Here is a 16,537-nt window from a genome sequence, read left to right on the forward strand (position 1 = left end):
ATCTCACGCGCCAAGTCCAAGCCTGGCAAGACGATCGCAACCGAACGACGAAGGGCGTCGACTGGCAATTCACGACCCAACAAGCCCGCGTGAAACTGCGACGACTCTACCCCCAGCTTTTGGTGTGACAAGGGACTAGAAGATCATCGCATCGAGAGAAATGGCTCCGGGTCCCGTCAAGAACAGGACGAAGCAGAGGGCGGCGAGATTGATGGTGTACTCGGCACCCGGCGGATCGTTCGTGATCAGGTAACCCGAACCCTTGTGGCCGACCACGCCGGCCACGGCCATGGTGAAGATCAACAGCAGGCAGGCAGGCCGCATCATGAAGCCCGTCGCCAGGGCCGCCCCACCGACGATCTCCGAAACCATGGCCATCCGGGCCTGCACGGCCGGCGCTGGCATGCCCAGGCTCTTCAGCCAATCGGCGAATCCGGCCAGATCCCCATCCCCCACGATCCCGAGCTTCCCGAGGCCGTGGACCACGAAGCATGCGCCGAGGAAGACGCGCGCGAACATGAGCCCTAGATCGATCAACCCAGGGGTCGTGTTGGTGAGCAGCACACCGGCAGTCATCGAGATCCTCCTTGCGGCCCCATGTTCTACCACAAGGATCGAACGCCCGGAGCGGCCCGTCGCGAATGGCCCTATTCGGCGGCTGCCATCGCTCCTTCGCCCAAGGGTTGGGGCGAGAGGAGGGCCAGGCCCGCCTCGATCGGGGCGACGGGCCGCGTACCCGTGAAATCGAGGAAGATCGGCGACGACCAGGCCCGGGGCTCGTATTCGGCCAGGCAATCGTCGCTGGCGGGCTGGGCGCTGCAGAGATTGACGGCGATGCAGTTGCCATCGTCATCGTAGGTGCAGCGTACACCGCCGGCGTTGATGGCCAGGGCCGGTGCTTCGTAGGCGCGGGCGTAGTAGACACTCTCGCGGCCGGCGCGGCCGAACGCTTCGTCTTCGAACGTAACGGTGCAACCGGCCGCGTCGGCCTCGCACTCGAAGGTTCGCCAGGGATCCTCGATCAAGTCGGATGGAGCCTCGGTCGGATCCTGTTGCGGACGAACCCGAACGATCTCGATGCGCGAAATCGGCCGCCGCACATCTCCCGGGTGATAGCACTCGTTCTTGCAGAGACGCTCCAGGCGATCGGGCCCGAGCGCCCTGACGGACGTCTCAGGGCAGCCCTCCTGCTGTTCGAACGACCCGACCGCCCGCACCTGAAAAATGGGATTCGCCCGCATGGCGACTTCGCTCCCCATGGGCGCGGTGCTTCCGGCCGAGCCCGGCGGATTGAGCAGATCGAACCAGAGCAGGATGCGCGGACCACTCGTGCCGTATACCTCCTTGCGTTGGACGGCATTCCAGATCGCAGCCCGATCGCGCCCCTCTGCATGAACCGCTACCAGCCCACCCGTCTGGAAGAAGGACATCTGACGCTCTGTCTCTGCCAGCCGGAAGCTGGCGAGCCCATTCGCCTCGGCACCTACGGGACGGGACTCTGCAATCGCCTCCTCAGGTACGGCTCGAAGCAGCCGTACCAGCGGCCCGAAGGGCGGACCCATCGAGTCGGTCATGCCCGGGCGCTCCAACTCCTTGTAGCCGCTGCCGGCTCGGGCCGTGTGGTTGTCGCTCGACCCGACGAAGCCGAAACGGAATCGCCGCGGAGCGTCGTCGTCCTCGTCGAAGTTCCCGAGCGAAAGCAGGTACTGAGCGGAGCCGCCCGGGCGGTAGTTGAACGCGGGCTGATCGCAATCTCGACACTGGCCTGAATCGAGCCAATCACTTCCTGCCGCGCCCGGAACCGCGAGATGTGCCGCGGTGCCCGCCTGCGCAGCGTGGACCCGCGCCGCGGCCGCACGTTCTTCACACTCCGATGCCAACAGGCCCTCCGATAGACAGCGCTCGCGGATGATCTCTCCGGCCCGCCAACACGTCGGCAGGTACTCGGCACTCGGTGCGGGGCAGACCGCTTGCCCGTTCTCGTCGAACTCGACCGCGCGAAAATCCCGATAGACGTCGGAATCTCCGTGGCCCGAGTAGATTTCGAGCAAGGTCTGGCGCTCCGGATCGTGCGAATTTCCCTCGAGCTGTTTGTCCCACGTCGTGCCGGGCGGCGTATAGATCCCCCAGGTCATGCCGTGAGGGATCACGACCGACTGCAGGCCCCACTCATCCAGCTTCGCGAAGAGGTCGGCGGGCGTGGAAGCCACCTCGGTGCAGTCCGCAGGCAGCTCCCGCGTGGGCACGCCTTCCGGGCAGATCGGGATCGCGGCTCTCTCGGTGATATCGACGGCGAGATCATGAATCCGGGGGTGCCGATAGCGCAACGCCAACAAGCCTCGCGCCAGAAGCGGGGGCCCTTCAGGAGGCGGCGCCGAAGCGATCGGGCGCGCAGGGATCTCTTCGTCAGCGAGCCCCTGGAGCACCACGTTCTTGTGACCATAGTGATCGTCGGGAGTCGATCCCTGCTGCGTCCACTCCCAGCCCAGGAAGGGAACCAGATCCGGATTCGACGGATCGCTGGCCACGGCGGCGCATTGGCGGATCGAATCGACGGTCTCCTTCCAATGCAACGGGGAGAGACCTTCGGCGTGATCATTGATCGAGAAGAAGTCGAGGGCCGAGCAATGGCGAGCGAAATCGCAGGCATCCGCTGGCGGATGGGCGCCCTCGCCGATCAACCCGGGAAGACTGAAAAGGAAAGCGTCGAAGGAGTAGGTGGTGTGGACGTGAAAGTCGCCGAACAGCACCTGCTTCGGACGCGGCACACCCACATCGTCCGCAGCCGCCGCGACCCGTGCAGCCGCTGCCGCCACGGCCTCCGGCCCACGATGCGCCCCGACGATCTCACCCGGGGCTTCATGGCTCCCGAAGGCACCGTTGCCCGCGGCGTAGACCAACCCGATGGCGATTCCGACGAGCCCCAGAATCAAGGCGAAGAAGCCCACCAACAACCTGGTACCCGACATCTGGCTTCGCTCTCCTGCCCCTCGGCGATTCAGCTCCCCTCGCTCTTGGCTGCCGAAGGCGGCGGAGCGGGGTCGACGAAAATAGGCGACGACCAGGCCCGTGGCTCATGGGGAGCCAGACAGTCCGGATCGGCATCGCCGGTGCTCGGACACAGATGCGTCCCAAGACAACGCCCCTCTTCATCGAACTCGCAGCGCACGTTGTCGGCATTGATTCCGGGCGCCGACTCCTCGAACGCACGCACGTAGTAGATCGTCTCCCGACCCGCCGGGACGAACTCCGGATCGCTGAAAGTCACCGAGCAGCCTGCCGGATCGGGCTCGCAGTCGAAGGTCTTCCATGGATCGTCGATCAGCTGGGCAATCTCCTCGCCGGGCGAGGTTTGAGGCCGGATCCGCACGACTTCGATGCGCGTGATCAACCGTCGCGTCTCGCTCGGGTTGTAACACTCGCCCTTGCAGACATGTTCCAGGCGCTCGGGCGAGAGCGAACTCGTCGCGTAGGAGGGACAGCCAGGCTTCTGCTCGAAGGAACCCACCGCACGAGCCTGGAAGATCGGGCTCTCCGCCATCTCGACCTGGCCTCCCATCGCCAGGCCCCGACCACCCGCACCGGTCGCGTTCAGCATGTCGAACCAGAGCAGGATACGCGGGCCGCTCGTGCCATAGACCTCTTTGCGCTGCATGGCATCCCAGATGGCACCCCGATCCCGCCCCTCGGAATGCGCCGCGATCAGACCACCGGTCAAGAGGAAGGATGTCTGGCGCTCGGTCTCGAAAATATTGAAACCCAGTTTCTCCAGCTCGAAGGGCTGGGAGTGGGCGACCGGCTCCTCCTTCGGCGGCGCCAACACGGCAGCAAGGGGACCCACCTGCTCGAGCAATTCCGCCCGGTCGCCGGTGCCGAGGCTCTCGGTCATGCCGGCTCGATGCACTTCCTTGTAGCCCGTGCCCGGCCGGGCAAAATGGTTGTCGCTCGAGGCCATGAAACCCATCCGGAAACGCCGGGGATCCTCTTCATCCTCATCGAAATTGCCGAGGGCAAGGATGTACTGGGCGGACCCACCGGGGCGGTAGTTGAACGAGGGCTGGTCGCAATCGAGACATTGGCCCGCGTTCAACCAATCCGAACCCTGTGAACCCGGAACGGTTCGAATGATTCCGATGCGCGCGTCGACCGCGTGTTGGCGAGCCAGCACTGCACGGGCTTCACACTCGTCGGGTTCTGCGGCCTCTTCCAAGCAGCGCTCGCGAACGATCTCCCCCGCATGCCAGCATGACGGCAGGTAGCCCGGGCTTGGCGCAGGGCACGAGAGACTCCCGTCCTCCGCGATCTCGACGGCACGGAAATCGCGGTACACCTCCGAATCGCCGTGCCCCGAATAGACCTCGATCAAACCCTGGAGCTTCGGATCGTGAAGGTCCCCCTGGAGCTGCTTGTCCCAGGTGGTTCCCGGCGGCGTATACATGCCCCACGTGGTGCCGTGGGGAATCACGAGGGCATCGCCGCCCCACTCGCCAAGCTTGCGGTAGAGGATGGCGGGGGTCGCCGCACCCTCGATGCAATCCGCCGGCAGGTCGTTCGTATTCACATCATCGGCGCACCAATCCTGGCGCTCGGCGTCCGCGAACATCCACGCGAGATCGTGCATGCGACCACCGAACGCGAGCGCTGCGAAGCCGCGCCCGAGTACCGGCGGCATGGCAACCCCACGCAGAGCCGCGATGGGACGCGCCGGAATCTTGCCTTCCTCGGTATGCGCGAGGATCACGTTCTTGTGGCCATAGTGATTGTCGGGCGTCGTTCCCACCTGGGTCCACTCCCAGCCGAGAAACGCCACCGTATCCTTCTCGCCGCCGACCGCGTTGCACTGCCGGATGCTGTCGACGGTTTGCGCCCACTCGTCCGGAGTAATGCTGTTGGCGTGGTCGTTGATCGACCAGAAGTCGAGGGCCGAGCAGTACCTTGCGAAGTCACAGGCATCCGCCGGGGGGTGCGCGCCTTCGCCCTGCATGATCGGCAGGGAGAAGGTGAAGGCGTCGAACGAGAAGGTGGTATGAACGTGGAGATCGCCGAACAAGATCTGTTTGGGCCGGAACACGCCGACCTCGGATGCCGCAGCTTCCACGGCAGCCTCGCTCTCGCGAACGAGCGCACTCGGCCGCGCTCGTTCGGCAACTTCGCCAGGCTCTTCCGGGCCACCGAAGGTTCCCTGACCGGCCAGCCAGACGAGGCCGACGGCCAGCACCAGAACAACGAGCACCACGAGTGCGAGCTTCTTGATCATGAGACCCTCCGTGGGCTGAACCCTACCACGCGCGATTGGTCTACACTGCGCGGCCACGCCCAAGGAGAAACCGTGCTCACCCTCTACACCGCCGAGACACCGAATGGCCGCAAGGCTTCGATCGCCTTGGAAGAACTCGGCCTGGACTATGAAACCCGCCATGTCCAGCTATCCGAAGACGAGCAGAAGCAGGACTGGTTCCTCGCCAAGAACCCCAACCACAAGATCCCGGTCCTCGAAGATGATGGCCAGGTGATCTGGGAGTCCGGCGCGATCCTCCTGCATCTCGCAGAGAAGTACGACGGTGACGGACGCATCCTCTCCAAGGATTCCGCCCAGCGAATGGAAGCCATCCAATACGCATTCTTCCAGACCGGTGGCGTCGGCCCGAACCTCGGCCGCCTCGGTGCGGCTTTGCGAAAAGAGGGCGAGAAGAACCAGGAAATGATCGACATCTTCGATGGGGAATTCAGACGCTTGATCGGCGTCCTCGCCAACATCCTCTCCGATGGTCGCGAATACCTCGCACGCGACTATTCGATCGGTGACATCATGCACTACCCCTGGCTCGCCATCCCCCTCCAGATGAACATGCCCCACATCACCGACCACCCGACCGTCGTCACATGGCTGGAGCGAATCGCGGCACGACCCGCAGTCCAACGCGGAATGGCGGTACCCGGCTAGCCATCGGGCGCTTGAGGCAGGAAGCCGCTTCGCTTTTCCTGCGAAGCACTCGAGTCGCCGGGGCTGGGCACAGGCCAGGCGGAATGGCTCGGCCGAGGATCGGGTGACCGCATAGAAAGGTGGACAGGGTGTTGCCCTTTGCGGCTATTGCCGCGGGCAACCTACGCGCACGACGGGGCTTCACCTATGCCTGCGCTTTATTTCCGCCCGGCCTGCGCCCAGCCCCGGCGAAGCGGTTCCGGTTGCCAGCACGGCCGATCGCGGCGCGGGGGGCGGCCAGCGCGGAAATAAAGCGCAGGCATCTCGTAGGGTGATCGTGCGCTCGTTCGCTAGCGGCGATAGCCGCGTAAGCGAACCCGCGTCCAGGTCGAACGCGGCCTCCCAAGCCCCAGCCGAGCCATTCCGCGATGGCCGCCCCCCGCGCCGCGATCCACCACGAGAAGCAAAGCGGCTCCCACACACACAAGAAAGCTATCATGAACCTCCTCCAGGAGGAGACAAGGTGCTCTCGAGACTCGACGACTATCCGATCCATCAGACACCCGAGCCCATCGCCAGACCGGCCACGACGGATCGGAATGTCTATGACCGGTATTGGTTCAACGGCTACCAGGACGACGCGGAGTTCTACTTCGGTATCGGTGCGGCGCTGTATCCGAATCTTGGAATCATGGATTGTGGATTCTCGATCGTTCGTGACGGCGAACAGCACGCGTTCCACGCATCACGTCGCGCGCCGAAGGAGCCGACGGATCTCCAGGTCGGCCCCTTCCGGATCGAGATTCTCGAACCGATGATGAGCCTCAGGGTCGTGCTCGATGACAACGAGACCGGAATCTCGGGAGAGCTGCTCTGGATTCCGCGCACGGCCAGCATCCAGGAGGGCCGGCAGACCTACGTGAGAGAAGCCACGGTCATGGACGCCACCCGCTTCAACCAATTCGGCCAGTGGCAAGGCGAGATCCGCTACGACGGCCAGTCGGTGACGATCGATCCCTCCCGCGTGTTCGGCACGAAGGACCGCTCGTGGGGAGTCCGTCCAGTGGGAGACCGCAGTCCTGCGGGTGCGCCTCCGACGCAGGCGCCCCAGTTCTCGTTCCTGTGGGCGCCATTGCACTGGAACGATCGCTGCACGCACATGGGCGTATTCGAGAACGAATACGGCGAAGCCTGGCATTGGGACGGCATGATCTGCCCGGTCTATGACACCCCCGACAAGATTCCGGGCGTCGAAGACCCCGGCGTCCGTATGCTGACGGCGGTGGAGAACGAGCTGCGCTTCGTTCGGGGCACCCGCCGGGCCAGTGGCTGCGAGATCGCACTCGTCGAGCGCGACGGTACGCGGCACGAAATCTCCCTGGAAGCCTCGCTGTGTTTCCGCATGAAAGGCATTGGCTACTCCCACCCGGAGTGGGGCCACGGCATGTGGAAGGGCGAGCTGGCGATGGGCGGGGAAAGCTGGAAGTGTGCCGACGCGGACGAGATGGCCCTCGACAACCTCCACATCCAGCAGGTCGTGAAGGCGCGTCAGGGCGACGCGCAAGGTATCGGCGCGCTCGAGCAGATCCATCTCGGGCCGCACACCCGCTACGGCTTCAAAGAGTTCCTGGATCCCGCGTAGCATCCACGCCGGCCGGCTTCACGGCGTTTCTCACTCGCGGGAGGCGAGGCAGAATGCCACGCTTCCGACTCCGCCGGGACGTGCAGCCTGAAACCCTGGCAACTTCCGCGCGGCCGATCCGGTGGCACGACATGCCATTCGCGGGTACTCCTCGACCAGCAACGGAGGGCGTTGGAGCGATTCATGCGAGTGCCTCGAATCGGTGTCGTACTGGGCGGAGGAGGCGTGATCGGCAACGCCTATCTGACGGGCGCGCTCGAGGCGATCCGCTGCGTCACGGGATGGGATCCGGGTTCAGCCGAAGTGACGATCGGAACCTCTGCCGGCTCGGTGAACGGCGCGCTCTCTGCGCTCGGGATTCCCTGCGATCTGATGTACCGATATGTCTGCGGGGAGCAGCCGGATGCAAACGAACTCTCCAGGCTCTCACCCGCGGCGGCTCGCTTCCGGGAGCACCCGGACCGCGAATGGACCGATCGGCTGTATCCGCGCACCGGCGTCCTTCCGCGGCCGATCCTGTCGAGCCCGCGTGCCGTTGCGGAGGCGCTGCTTCCCCCGTGGAAGTCTCCGCTCGAACTCTTCGTGGCCGGGTTGCTCGGCGAGGGCTTCGTCTCGACCCGCACGATCGGCGAGCTGATCGAACTGGTCTGCCCGTCGGGCTGGTCCGAACGCGAATACTGGGCGGTGGCCGTCGATCTCGAGAACGGGCGACGGGTTGCCTTCGGTCGCAGTGACGCACCGGAAACGGACGTGTCGCGAGCGGTCCGCGCTTCATGCGCGATCCCGGCGTTCTTCGCACCCGTTCGAGTGAAAGGGCGCCGCTACATCGACGGCGGAGTCTGGAGTGTCTCCAACCTGGATCTGCTAGCGGGACGAGATCTCGATCTCGTGGTCTGCGTGAATCCGATGTCGACGCTCGAAGGTCGCTCCTACGAGGGACCGGTGGATCGCATCACGGGGGTGATCCATCGCTTCGAGGAGCGAGCGTGGCGACGCTTCGGTCGTCGGCTCGGCTGGGAGCGGCGACGCGTCGAGAGACACGGCACACCGGTTCTGCTGATCCAACCGACGGCCGCAGATCTCGAGGTCATTCCGTTGAACCTCATGGATCCGCGGCGGCGACGGGCCGTCGCGGAGCGCACGCTCGAAACCACCGTTGCCGGGCTCGAGACACGGGCCGACTGGCTTCGATCCGTACGCCTGCTGCATGCCGCGGCGGAAGCAAACTAAGCCAGAGCTATTGCGCTCAGCGGTCTGCCGCCACCTTCACCACCTCTTCGAACGAAGCGCGCAGCATGTCTTCGAAGAGCGCGAGGTCGGGCATGGCCGTTCCATCCGAATCGAGGCCAACGAAGAGCCTACCGTCGTAGCCGTAGAGGGCGATGCTTACCGGACAATGGGGTGCGGTGGGTGCAAACGGATAGCCCGCGACGACCCGGGCACCTGCCAGCCAACGTGGCTGCATGATGCCGGGGATGTTCGTCACGATCAGCTGGATGGCCTCGCTGCCCGTGCGAGAGAGGAGACGAAAGAGCGGGCGTGGCAGGAGAGCCACGGCTTCGGCGAGCTTCGGCAGGTACTCGAGCGCCGGGTTCGCCTTGCGCTCCATCACGCGCGCGTGGATCTCGTCGAAACGGGCCGTGGGATCCGTTTCTCCGAGGGGGAGCTGAACGATCACGCCGCTTGCACGATTCCCGACTCCGGCGCTGAAGCCCTGGTCGCCCGGTGGCCGGAGATTGATCGGAACCAGGGTCAGCACTTCGCGGACATCTTCGTGACCGTTGGCTCGGTGCCAGGAACCGACGGCTCCGGCCACCGCGGTCAACATCACGTCGATCATCTGTCCGCCGAACGCCGCCTTGGCGCGATGAAGCGGCTCGAAGGGCAGATCGAATCCGGAGAGATGCCGCGCACGTCCGAACGCCTGCAGGGGTGAATCCGCCGGGAAGCTGAGATCGTTGGCCAGGCCTGCGACCACCCGTGCGGCCTCGCCCCACGAGGACGGTTTCGTCATGGCGGTCCATGCCATCTCGCCCACGGCTCGTGCGCGCCGCAGATCCTCTTCGATCCGGTGGCCGATCGCATCGAAGAAGCGACGTGCCGTACTGGTCTCGTCCCAGGCGCCGGGCGTAGCCACGGGGCGCTGGCCGCCCTCGGCTTCTCCCTCGAATGCGTCGGTGAGCGCCGCCAGGATGGCGTTCCCACCTACACCGTCCGCGACACCATGGTGCAGGCGAAAGAAGATCGCGGCGCCGTCGCCCGGGCCATCGAACTCGATCAGCTCCCAGAGCGGACGCGTTCGATCGAACGGACGCTCGTAGATCGGGCCGATCGTGTGAAAGAGATCCTGGAGCGTGGAGTGCTCCGGAGAGCCATCGTCATGGGAGAGCGCATAACGACGCACATGGAAATCCAGGTCGAAGGTCGGATCCTCCTCCCATCGCGGTCGAGCCAGATCCAGGGGCGCGTCGACCACCCGCTGCCGCAACCTCGGAACGGCCGCGACGGCACGCTCGACTGCGGCGCGTAGCCTGTCCGAGTGTGGACGGCGATCGAGCAGGAGCAGCATGGCCATCGTCGTGCGCTGGCGCGGCTGGTCTCCCCACCAGAAACCCAGGTCTTCGCCGGAAAGAGGTTCAGATGCCAATCGTTCCGTCATCCCGAGATCCTACCTCGAAGAGCTAGGAAGCGCGCCGGAGCGGATCCGTACCCGGGTTGCGCGGCCTGGCGCCGTAGGGCTGCCACTCACCTTCGGGCTGCCCCAGGCGATCGGCAATCACCGCGAGCGCAGCCGGGTGGAAGCCCATTCCGGTATGGCTGCACTCCACCTCCACATTCTCACGTTGGGGCCCTTTTTCTTCCAGGCAGCTCTGCCAATGAACGATGCCATCCGAACGGCTGTAGATCGAGGTCGTGGGAACGTCGATAGGCTGACGCAACCAGGCTTGCAGGTCGCGATTCTCGTGAAGCGTCTTGTTTCCCCGACGCAGAGGCACGAGCCGCGTCGCGTGGGTGGCGGAGATATCACGGAACGGAGAGCCCATGCTGATGACCAGTCGCACGCGTTCGGGATGGGCGCGTGCCAGCTCACGGGCATAGATGCCGCCGAGGCTCCAGCCGATCAGGCTGACCCGGCGTCCATGTCGGTCACAAAGCCTCTCCAGCCGGTCGGCCAACGCGCGGAGCTTCTCCGGCTCGGGCCCGCGGTTGATTCCGAGCTTCCAGCCCCGGGCGTCGTAGCAGAGGTCTCGCAGGAACCCGCGCAGTGGGGCCGTGGAGAAATCCCCGGCCAGCATCCCCGGAAGCACCAGGACCGCATGTCCGTCTCCGGGGACGGCCCGGCGGGCGACCTTCCGGCGCTCCCCGCCAGCGGCGAGATCTCGCAGCGCCCGAACCTGCTCGACCGCAAAGAGGCCGAGCGGAGGGGGATCGATGGTCTCCCAGCGGGGATCCGTGGGCATGGGGAATAGGTATGAACCTTTCGCCGGATGTCACGCGCTCAGGGCCATGGGAAGCGAGCGGAGCCGGGTCGGCCAGGAATGGCGCCTTCGGGGAGGCCCGAGGCGGCCCGATTGACAGATTGCCCCAGATCCGAGACACAGCATGGACCCAACCCGCTTCCACCGGCGAAGGAAACCTCTCCGGCCTGGCCGCTGGGTTGTGGTAACCACCAGAACCGCACCGAGGCTGGGAGACGACGATGCAACGATTCGAGGGAAAGGTGGCCTTCATTACGGGGGCTGCCTCTGGCATTGGTCGAGCGACGGCGGAAAGGCTGGCCCAGGAAGGTGCATCGCTCTTCCTCTGCGATGTCCAGCAGGAAGGATTGGAAGCCACCGTCAAGCAATGCCATGAGCTCGGCGCCCAGGCAGAGGGCCAACGTTGCGATGTGGGCGAGATCGCAGACATCGAAGCCAACGTGGCGGCCTGCACCTCGCGCTTCGGCGGGATCGATGTCCTGATCAACGTGGCAGGCATCCTGGCGCTGGAGCGGACCGAGACGGCGACACTCGAAACCTGGGAACGCATCCTGCGCATCAATCTCACGGGGACATTCCTGCTGTGTCAGGCGGCACTGCCCAGCCTTCTCGAACGCAAGGGCAACATCGTGAACATCTCCTCGACATCGGCGTTGGCAGGGATGCCCTACGGTGCCGCCTATGGTGCGAGCAAGGGCGGCATCCTGGCCGTTACGCGCACCTTCGCCGTCGAGTATGGAAAGAAGGGGCTGCGCGCAAATGCGATCTGCCCCGGCTCGATCAAGACGCCGATGACGGGCCGAGGCGCGCTGCCGGAGGACCCGGACATCTCGCTGCTCCAACGGGCCATGGCCCTCGACGAAGCCCGCGGTCCGGAGACTGTCGCTGGCGTGATCGCCATGGTCGCATCCGCCGATGGTGCCCACATCAATGGCGAATCGATCCGTGTCGACGGTGGCACCCTCGCCTAGGAGCGAACGTGACCCACAGCAAGGCCTACGACGAATACCCGGAGCACACGCTCGAGCTGGAACCGCAGCCCGGGATCGCCCGAGCGACCTTCCAGGGCAAAGTCATCGCAGAGAGCCAACAAGCGGTGCGCCTGCTCGAAGGGAACTACGCCGCCGCTCTCTACTTCCCGCAGGCCGACGTGCGGATGGATCTGCTGCGGAAGAGCTCCCACTCCACGCACTGCCCATTCAAGGGCGACGCCAGCTACTGGAGCATCGGAAACGACCCCGGCGCCGGTAAGAATGCTGTCTGGGGCTACGAGGCACCCTTCGATCAGATGCTGGGCTTGAAGGATCTGGTCTCCTTCTCAACGGACCGCGTCGATGTGGAGACCGGAGACTGAACGGATCTCCCTTCCGTCACCGCGGCCTGGTCGAGGGCTACTACGGTCCGCCCACGTCCCACGCCGAGCGGATGGTCTGGCTCGACCGCCTCAGCCGCTGGGGAATGAACCGCTATGTGGTCGCCGCGAAGGATGATCCCTTCCAACGTGGCAAGTGGCGAGAGCCCCACCCGGAAGCCGAGCGGAGGCAGTTCGAGGAGCTCGTGGTTCGTGGCGAGGAACACGGCGTAAGCGTTGGTTTTGCTCTCTCGCCGGGTCTCTCGATCCGCTACGCCTCGCCCGACGATCGGCGCGCACTGGTCGGGAAGTTCCAAAGCCTGCACGAACTGGGCGTGCGCTTTCTCTCACTTCAACTCGATGATGTTCCCAGTCAGCTCGCGGACCCCAACGACGCGAGCCAATTCGGCTCCCTCGCGGCCGCCCAGATTTCGCTCATGCACGAACTCGCCGAGGCACTACCTGACGTTTGTTGGTGGCTCGTACCCACGGAGTACCAGGGCGTTGCAACGACCCCCTACCTCGAGCAGCTAGGTCTCGAACTCGACCCGGGCATCGAAATCGGCTGGACGGGCCCGAGCGTGTTGAGTGGGACGATACCTGCAGCCGACGCGGAAGCGCGAGCAGCGACGCTCCGGCGGCCGCTCCTGCTGTGGGACAACGTGCCGGTTGCAGACGGCCCCATGCGGGTGCTTCTCCACCAGGGCCCCTACACCGGGCGAGAGCCTGCGTTGACGCCCCACCTGTCGGGCGTCCTGCTCAACCCGATGGAACATGCCCGGGCATCGGCGCTTGCCATCCGCACGGCGGCAACCTGGTTGGACGATCCGAATCGCTACGAGCCGGAAGCCGCCTGGGAAGCCGCCTCCCGTGAGTTGGGCGCAGGGGCGCCCGCCGCCTACCGATTGTTTGCCGAAGCGCATCGGTGGTGCATCGCCTGCCCTGAAGACCGAGACCGGGAGCTCGAGGCCGCATTCGATCGTCTGCGGGCGGACCCCTCGGCGGTGCGAGAGAGAGCCGACCTTCGAAATCACCTCGAAGAACGGCTCGCCGTGAGGGAAGCCCTTCGCACCGGCCTCACCGATCGCGAGCTGCTGGGCGAACTCGAGCCCTGGATCGACGCGCACCACATGGAAACCCGCCGCATGCTCGTCGCCCTCGACCTCCTGGATGCCCTGGCAGCCCCGGGAACCGCGATGGCCAGGTGCCAGGCGTTCATCCGCTTCGAAGGCCGGCTCACGCGCCTCCCCCCGACCCACCTGGCCAGCTACGGCCCCCGCCGTGCCTTCGTCCCCCAGCTCACCTCGATGCGCGACGAGGAAGCCCGTTTCGAAGCTGGCTCGTTGATCCGTGATCGAAATCTCGCGGAGGAAATCGTTCGCTTCGCCGAAGGCCGGGCAAGAGCATTGCTCGGCGGATAGGCTGCGACGTTCGGAGGCGACCGAGCGGCCCTCCGTCTGCAGGGAGCTCGAACGCAGGAGAGTGGTTCCAACTGTTGAAACCGGCCCGATGAACACCGCACACATCCAGGTAGCCGTGGCAGCATTGCTCTTCTCCACGGGCGGCGCGGCGATCAAGCTCGTGGAGCTCTCGAGTTGGCAGATCGCGGGCTTCCGATCGCTCGTGGCGGCGGTCGTGCTCTGGATCGCCCTCCCGCAATGGCGAATGATCCCCGACCGGCGGATCGTCATGGTCAGCTTTGCCTACGGGGCAACCCTCGTCCTGTACGCGATCGCCAATAAAAAGACAACGGCGGCGGCCGCGATCTTCCTGCAGAGCTCGGCCAGCCTCTACGTGCTGCTCGCAGCACCAAAGCTCCTCGCCGAACCACGGCAGCCGAGCGACCTGCCGATCGTGTTGGCCCTGCTCGCGGGAGTCGTGCTCTTCTTCCTGGGCACCGACATTCCGCTGGCGACGGCGCCAAACCCGGGCCTTGGCAACTGGCTCGGCGCAGCCAGCGGCGTGACCTGGGCCGCCACGCTGATGGGACTGCGTTGGTTGGGTCGGATGAGTGTGGCCAGCGCGGCTCCAGACCCGACAGGTGCAGCCGTGATCACGGGCAACCTGTTGGCCTTCGCGGTCTGCGCTCCCTTTGCTTTTCCACTCGGCGGCGCAGAAACCGGTGATTGGTTGATGGTCGGCTACCTGGGCGCCTTCCAGATCGGCCTGGCCTATGTCTTCATGGTTCGTGGGGTCAAGCGGCTGCGCGCGCTGGAGTTCAGCCTGATCCTGCTGCTGGAGCCGATCATGAGCGCGGTCCTCTCCTGGATCGTGCATGGCGAAGCGCTGTCCGTCCTTGCCCTCGCCGGTGGCGCACTGATTCTCGCAGGCGTGACAACCCAGGCTGTCCGGCGCTGACGAGCGGCAGGAAACGCCTGCCTCGCCGCATGCGCACACCACGGCCACGCGGGCACACCAGCATTCGACTACGTTCTGGATTCGCCAGGCGAGATCTCGCGCAGCAGAAGGAAGAAAAACGTGTCACAGCCCAACAGCCGGTTCCTGGACGAGTGGCATCGGATCGTCGCCGAAAAGGATCTGGCCTCCCTCGAAAAGGTGCTGGCTGAGGACATCTCGATGGGCGCGCCGCCCTACTGGCAGACGCTCGCCGGACGCCCCCTGGTACACCACCTGCTCGGGTTGATCGTCCACACGATCGAAGACTTCACCTACCACCGGGAGTGGCAGCAGGACGGCGAGCTCGCCCTCGAATTCACGGGGCACGTCGGCGAGCTGCAACTCCAGGGAATCGACCTGATCAGCCTCGACGAAACCGGCGGGCTGATCCAGAACCTCGACGTCCTGATGCGCCCGCTCGGAGCGATCGAGGCGCTTCGCGACATCATCGCTCCTCAGATGGCGGCGTACCTGGCGGGAAAGAGCGGCTAACCCCTCCGCCCGATCCGGCGAAGGGCGATCAAGAGCGGCGTTGAGAGCACCAGGGCGCCGGCCGCCGGTGCCAGGACGTGGCCCATCAACAGGTGGCGAAGGTCGGCCATCGGACAGCTCGCTTGAGCCACGACAGTACCGAGAGCGGCAGCGCTGGCAGCGGCGGCCACCACGAGCACGAGCGGTCGGAACGGCGCCGCACGTCCCGCAAAGGCCACCACACCGAGGGCAGGCAGAATGCCGACCGCGACGGCCACCGCCAGACAATTCAGATCGGCGCTCCAGCCTCCCCCGCGCCAGGGCATCGGGCTCTCGAGGAAGAGCAAGCTGCCACCTGCCGCAGCGAGAACCATGCCTGCGCCCGCAGTCAGGACCATCCAGCTCACGAGACGCTCTCGCCCAGGCACACCGAGGGCCACGGCGGCGACGAGCCCCGCAATGCCCGCCAGTCCGAGGCCGGCGAATACGAATGCCACCCCACCCTGCCCCAGCCAGGCCTCGGCGAGGTCGGGCCGGCTGCCGAACACCACCACGCCTACGGCCGCGACCAATCCCCACAAGCCGAGGAGCCCGCCCACCACGAACCGCAAGGGCGGAAGCGGCTGAACAGGCTCGAGCCCACGGGCCAGCACGCGGATCAGCTCTTCGCTGCCGTCATCGTTCGGGGACTCGCTGCTTGCTTCGTTCACGGGCGTTCCCTCCCCAGGAGATCGCGTAACGCGCGGTAGCCCCGGTGAGCCCGGAGCTTCAAGGCGCCAGGAGTGATGCCGGCCTTCTCGGCTGCCTCCTGCACCGAAAGACCCTCGAGCTTCAACAGCGTCACGGCCTCGCGCTGATTGGCCGGGAGCCGATCGAGGGCGCGGATGAGACCCCGTGAGATGGGACCCTCCACAGAACGAACGGCCGCCGGCAGCGCATCAGGCTCTGTCTCGCCCTGGCGGCTGAGTTCTCGGGCGCGGCGCCGGGTTTGATCGACGCTGGCGTTGCGAGCGATGGTACGAACCCAGGGCAGGAGCGGCCGTTCCGGGTGGTAGGTGTGACGAGCGGTATGGATACGCATCAGGACTTCCTGGACGACGTCTTCGACGGCCGCATCATCGCCAACACGACCCCGCACCACACTGCGGACGTAGGGAAGCAATTCGGTCAAGACCCGCTGGTAGGCCTCCGCGTCGCCCTCCTGGGCCGCGCGCATCCAGCTTCGCCAACGCTCGGCACGTTCTTCTTGCTCGCTGCCCATGGGCCGCCGTCGC

15 protein-coding genes are annotated in these 16,537 nt (G+C 65.6%); 8 read left to right on the forward strand and 7 right to left on the reverse strand.

The features are described 5' to 3' along the window. Nucleotides 1-135 precede the first annotated feature (135 nt). From GY937_10670 to GY937_10680, 3 genes are all read right to left on the reverse strand, one after another. Complete coding sequence (locus GY937_10670; protein MCP5057174.1) at nucleotides 136-576, reverse strand: DoxX family protein; 441 nt, start codon at nucleotides 574-576, stop codon at nucleotides 136-138. Between the two features lie 71 nt (nucleotides 577-647). After that, nucleotides 648-2,969, reverse strand: a complete 2,322-nt coding sequence (locus GY937_10675) for a DUF3604 domain-containing protein (GenBank protein MCP5057175.1) — start codon at nucleotides 2,967-2,969, stop codon at nucleotides 648-650. A gap of 29 nt (nucleotides 2,970-2,998) precedes the next feature. Further along, entirely contained in the window at nucleotides 2,999-5,257 is a 2,259-nt protein-coding gene (locus tag GY937_10680; GenBank protein MCP5057176.1) for a DUF3604 domain-containing protein, read from the reverse strand. Between the two features lie 72 nt (nucleotides 5,258-5,329). On the opposite strand from GY937_10680, the gene GY937_10685 reads away from it, so the two are divergent. The 3 genes from GY937_10685 to GY937_10695 all read left to right on the forward strand — a co-directional run bounded on the left by GY937_10685 (nucleotide 5,330) and on the right by GY937_10695 (nucleotide 8,795). Next, on the forward strand, nucleotides 5,330-5,944 hold the full coding sequence (locus GY937_10685) for a glutathione S-transferase family protein (GenBank protein MCP5057177.1): 615 nt from the start codon (nucleotides 5,330-5,332) through the stop codon (nucleotides 5,942-5,944). Between the two features lie 502 nt (nucleotides 5,945-6,446). After that, nucleotides 6,447-7,565, forward strand: a complete 1,119-nt coding sequence (locus tag GY937_10690; GenBank protein MCP5057178.1) for a hypothetical protein — start codon at nucleotides 6,447-6,449, stop codon at nucleotides 7,563-7,565. A gap of 183 nt (nucleotides 7,566-7,748) precedes the next feature. Then, nucleotides 7,749-8,795, forward strand: coding sequence for a hypothetical protein (locus tag GY937_10695; protein ID MCP5057179.1), 1,047 nt, complete (start codon nucleotides 7,749-7,751; stop codon nucleotides 8,793-8,795). A 16-nt stretch (nucleotides 8,796-8,811) separates the two neighbouring features. Here GY937_10695 and GY937_10700 read toward each other — a convergent pair whose 3' ends face one another. Then, on the reverse strand, nucleotides 8,812-10,224 hold the full coding sequence (locus tag GY937_10700; protein ID MCP5057180.1) for a DUF1298 domain-containing protein: 1,413 nt from the start codon (nucleotides 10,222-10,224) through the stop codon (nucleotides 8,812-8,814). Between the two features lie 22 nt (nucleotides 10,225-10,246). After that, nucleotides 10,247-11,026 (reverse strand): alpha/beta hydrolase, encoded by a 780-nt coding sequence (locus tag GY937_10705; GenBank protein ID MCP5057181.1) that lies wholly within the window; start codon nucleotides 11,024-11,026, stop codon nucleotides 10,247-10,249. Nucleotides 11,027-11,265: 239 nt separating this feature from the next. Here GY937_10705 and GY937_10710 point away from each other — a divergent pair, with 239 nt between their 5' ends. The 5 genes from GY937_10710 to GY937_10730 all read left to right on the forward strand — a co-directional run bounded on the left by GY937_10710 (nucleotide 11,266) and on the right by GY937_10730 (nucleotide 15,284). After that, the gene (locus tag GY937_10710; protein ID MCP5057182.1) at nucleotides 11,266-12,015 is read left to right on the forward strand and encodes an SDR family oxidoreductase; all 750 of its coding nucleotides are present in this window, start codon (nucleotides 11,266-11,268) and stop codon (nucleotides 12,013-12,015) included. Between the two features lie 8 nt (nucleotides 12,016-12,023). Next, nucleotides 12,024-12,398, forward strand: coding sequence for a DUF427 domain-containing protein (locus GY937_10715; protein MCP5057183.1), 375 nt, complete (start codon nucleotides 12,024-12,026; stop codon nucleotides 12,396-12,398). Continuing rightward, entirely contained in the window at nucleotides 12,305-13,816 is a 1,512-nt protein-coding gene (locus tag GY937_10720) for a hypothetical protein (GenBank protein MCP5057184.1), read from the forward strand. Before GY937_10715 ends, GY937_10720 begins: the two co-directional genes overlap by 94 nt. Nucleotides 13,817-13,904: 88 nt before the next feature. Further along, on the forward strand, nucleotides 13,905-14,753 hold the full coding sequence (locus GY937_10725; protein ID MCP5057185.1) for a DMT family transporter: 849 nt from the start codon (nucleotides 13,905-13,907) through the stop codon (nucleotides 14,751-14,753). A gap of 120 nt (nucleotides 14,754-14,873) precedes the next feature. Then, a complete protein-coding gene (locus GY937_10730; GenBank protein ID MCP5057186.1) occupies nucleotides 14,874-15,284 on the forward strand; it encodes a hypothetical protein in 411 nt (136 codons plus the stop codon). Here the strand turns inward: GY937_10730 and GY937_10735 are convergent. Both GY937_10735 and GY937_10740 read right to left on the reverse strand, forming a co-directional pair. Beyond that, nucleotides 15,281-15,973 (reverse strand): DUF1109 domain-containing protein, encoded by a 693-nt coding sequence (locus tag GY937_10735; protein ID MCP5057187.1) that lies wholly within the window; start codon nucleotides 15,971-15,973, stop codon nucleotides 15,281-15,283. The two genes, GY937_10730 and GY937_10735, sit on opposite strands and share 4 nt — an antisense overlap. Beyond that, a complete protein-coding gene (locus tag GY937_10740) occupies nucleotides 15,970-16,524 on the reverse strand; it encodes a sigma-70 family RNA polymerase sigma factor (protein ID MCP5057188.1) in 555 nt (184 codons plus the stop codon). The genes GY937_10735 and GY937_10740 overlap by 4 nt, the downstream gene beginning before the upstream one ends. Nucleotides 16,525-16,537 lie beyond the last annotated feature (13 nt).

The sequence above is a fragment of the bacterium genome (assembly GCA_024228115.1).
Classification (GTDB): Bacteria; Myxococcota_A; UBA9160; order UBA9160; family UBA6930.

Coding starts and splice junctions, on each gene's coding strand:
- GY937_10670 (MCP5057174.1), bottom strand. CDS start 576: ATGACTGCCGGTGTGCTGCTCACCAACACGACCCCTGGGTTGATCGAT.
- GY937_10675 (MCP5057175.1), bottom strand. CDS start 2,969: ATGTCGGGTACCAGGTTGTTGGTGGGCTTCTTCGCCTTGATTCTGGGG.
- GY937_10680 (MCP5057176.1), bottom strand. CDS start 5,257: ATGATCAAGAAGCTCGCACTCGTGGTGCTCGTTGTTCTGGTGCTGGCC.
- GY937_10695 (MCP5057179.1), top strand. CDS start 7,749: ATGCGAGTGCCTCGAATCGGTGTCGTACTGGGCGGAGGAGGCGTGATC.
- GY937_10700 (MCP5057180.1), bottom strand. CDS start 10,224: ATGACGGAACGATTGGCATCTGAACCTCTTTCCGGCGAAGACCTGGGT.
- GY937_10705 (MCP5057181.1), bottom strand. CDS start 11,026: ATGCCCACGGATCCCCGCTGGGAGACCATCGATCCCCCTCCGCTCGGC.
- GY937_10710 (MCP5057182.1), top strand. CDS start 11,266: ATGCAACGATTCGAGGGAAAGGTGGCCTTCATTACGGGGGCTGCCTCT.
- GY937_10725 (MCP5057185.1), top strand. CDS start 13,905: ATGAACACCGCACACATCCAGGTAGCCGTGGCAGCATTGCTCTTCTCC.
- GY937_10740 (MCP5057188.1), bottom strand. CDS start 16,524: ATGGGCAGCGAGCAAGAAGAACGTGCCGAGCGTTGGCGAAGCTGGATG.